Genomic DNA, 2,734 nt, shown 5'->3' with positions numbered 1-2,734 from the left:
CCATTTGAAGAGATAGGCGGTGATGGCAGAAACCACGGCGGACAGGGCGGCCCAGAGCAGGCCGTTATGGCGCTCGCCCTGCTCGGCTTCGTAGGCGCCGAGCACGTAGTAGGTGTAGGCGCAAACCGCCGCCAGCATCATCGGCGTCTTCAAAAAATCCAGACGACCCCCTTGAACTTTTTCGAGTGCCTACACAGTGCCGCGCTTGCCCTTCATGCCGCCGCGCGTAACGGACACGCGCTGCCACAGGTAGATCGGCAATCCGGCCAGCAACAATAGCGCGCCCCACAGCAGGGTTTCGGCGCCGGTGCCGATCAACGCCCACACACAAAACGCCAGCGCCCCAAGCGCTACCCAGCGACGCCACGCGCGACCCGCGCGGTCGATGCGCCACCATGCCAGCACCGTGATCAGATACGGCAGCAAGGTCGCGGCGGTGGACAACAAAATGGTGAAGGTGAACAGCGCCACCAGGGTGCGGCTGTAGTTGGACACAATCAGTGCGCTGGCAAGCATGCTGCTGATCAGCAGGCCGAACCAGGGGGTGCCGCGCTGGTCGCTGCGGGCGAACGCCCTGGGAAACAAGCCATCTTGTGCCGGTGCGAGGGTGACCTGCCCCTGCAGTAATACCCAGCCGTTAAGCGCGCCGAAGCATGAGAGGGTGGCGATGACGCCAATGCCGATCCCGGCCGAATTTCCCCAGACACGCCGCGCCGCTTCCGCCATCGGCGCCGCCGACGCATGCAGCACATCGGCGGGCAGCATGCCCACGACCACCGTGCAGGTCAGCATGGTGGCGAGCCCCGCCATGGTCATGCCGATCACCGTGGCGCGCGGAACGGTGCGCTGTGGGTCGCGCACCACGCCGGTCGGCACTGTCGCCGTTTCCAGGCCGAGGAAGGCCCATAGCGTCAGCGCCGCCACCGACGAGGCCACGCTTACCAGCGGAAGGCCGCTGGCATTGAAAGGATGAAACGCGCTCGCATGCACCCAGCCCAACCCCAGCAGGCCGAACACGATCAGCGGCACCAGCTTGAGCGAGGTGGTGACGATGGCCGTGCGGCCCGCTTCGCGCACGCCGGCCAGGCTGATCGACGTGCACAGCCACAATGCGCCCAGGGCGCACACGGCGCCGCGCGCTGGGGTGGCGGTGGCGGCGGGCCACACCGCGCCGAGGCTGCCGGCGAACGCAACGGCGATCGCCGCATTGGCCGACCACACGCACACCCAGTAACTCCAGGCTACGACGAAGCCGACACGATCGCCGAAGGCGCGGCGCGCGTAGGCGTAGGCGCCGCCATGGTCAGGAACGATTTGCGCCAGCCATGCATACACCAGCGCCAGCATCAGCGCGCCGCTCAGGCTGATGCCCCAGCCGAGCAGACTCGCGGCGCCGTAGGGCGCCAACGCTGCCGGCAACACGAACACGCCCGATCCGATGATGTTGCCGATGACCAGCGCGATCAGCATCCATAGCCCGAGCGACCGCGGTGCGGTACTCATGCGTGGACAAGCGTGCTGCGGTAAGCGCGTCGCACCATTTCATGAAAATGGTGCACGGCGTTTTCGCGCAGTGGATTGAGCCGGCCGGCCTCATACGAGCCGGAGGCCAATCCGCGCTGCACGTCTTCGCAGATGGTGACGTCCTCGTCCTGCACTTCATCGCTGAACTGAATATCTTTGGCGCGCCGCGCCTGCGCTTCCACGCTGCTGTCCGGGGCGTAGTAAAAATCGAACTCCACCCGGCAACGATCGACCCCGGCTGGCAGTACACGGTTGGTCTGCAGGCGGCCGGGCAAGATATTCAGCATGGCATTCGGATACAGGAAGTAATACAGCGCCTCGCCGCTGCCATACAAATCGTCGCCGCTTTCCAGCGGGCTGAACTGGAACGAATACCACTCGGCCGTCTCGGTAATGTAGCTGCGGTAGTCGAGCAGGCTGTTCAAGCCCGGGTGAATATGCGGCACGTGGTAGCCTTCCAGATAGTTGTCGACGTAAACCTTCCAGTTGCAGGCCACGTCGTAACTTACGCGGTGATGAAACTCGTAGCCGTGCAACGCGCGATGCGGACCCAGCCGCGCATCGATGCCCGCCACGAACTCGTCAAACGGCGGCGCTTCGCCAATGGCGACGAACACCAGGCCTTGCCACACATGCACACGCACTTCCGGCAGGCGGATGTCCGCGGGGTTGAAGTCCGGCGTGCGCCCCATTTCCGGCGCGCCACGCAGCACGCCATCCAGCCCGTAGGTCCAGCCGTGGTAGCGGCAGCGCAGGCTCTGTGCGCCGCGTCCGTCGCAGCTGGCAATGGGGCCGGCCCGATGCCTGCATACGTTATGGAAGGCGCGAATGCTCGATGTGTCGCTGCGCACCACCAGCAACGGCAAGCCGGCAATCTCCGCGACCACATGGTCGCCCACGCCAGACAGCTGCGATTGATGGCAAACCAGCTGCCAGCTGCGCGCAAAAATCACCGATGCATCCAAGGCCGGCATGCGCGCATCGGTATAGAAGCGGGCCGGCAGGGTCACGGCGCGATCGAGCTGCTGCGACGCGAGCGCGTCAGGGGAAAGTAACTCGGTCATAAATGGAACCCGGCGGCGGCGACGGCCGAGTATTTATCGAACCGCGGTGCAGCATCAATGCACGTTACGGCCTTCGTCCATGCGCAACGCGGGCGGCTCAGAGGCCACGCCGTTCCGCGTCAATGCAAGCTGGCGGCGGCGCGAGC

At 65.4% G+C, this 2,734-nt stretch carries 2 protein-coding genes; both read right to left on the bottom strand.

Features of this window, described 5'->3' with window-relative positions:
- Positions 1–189: 189 nt before the first annotated feature.
- Entirely contained in the window at positions 190–1,503 is a 1,314-nt protein-coding gene (locus tag VMA74_RS08035; protein WP_325366115.1) for an amino acid permease, read from the bottom strand.
- The gene (locus VMA74_RS08030) at positions 1,500–2,588 is read right to left on the bottom strand and encodes an aromatic ring-hydroxylating oxygenase subunit alpha (RefSeq protein WP_325366114.1); all 1,089 of its coding nucleotides are present in this window, start codon (positions 2,586–2,588) and stop codon (positions 1,500–1,502) included. Before VMA74_RS08030 ends, VMA74_RS08035 begins: the two co-directional genes overlap by 4 nt.
- Between the last annotated feature and the right edge of the window lie 146 nt (positions 2,589–2,734).

Origin of the sequence: Dyella sp. (genome assembly GCF_035508675.1) — a bacterium.
Taxonomy (GTDB): Bacteria; Pseudomonadota; Gammaproteobacteria; order Xanthomonadales; family Rhodanobacteraceae; genus Dyella_B.
This window is presented reverse-complemented; position numbering and strand designations above follow the sequence as displayed.

Bases quoted from the DNA above. Each gene is read 5' to 3' on its own strand.
- VMA74_RS08035 (WP_325366115.1), bottom strand. From the start codon at position 1,503: ATGAGTACCGCACCGCGGTCGCTCGGGCTATGGATGCTGATCGCGCTG.
- VMA74_RS08030 (WP_325366114.1), bottom strand. From the start codon at position 2,588: ATGACCGAGTTACTTTCCCCTGACGCGCTCGCGTCGCAGCAGCTCGAT.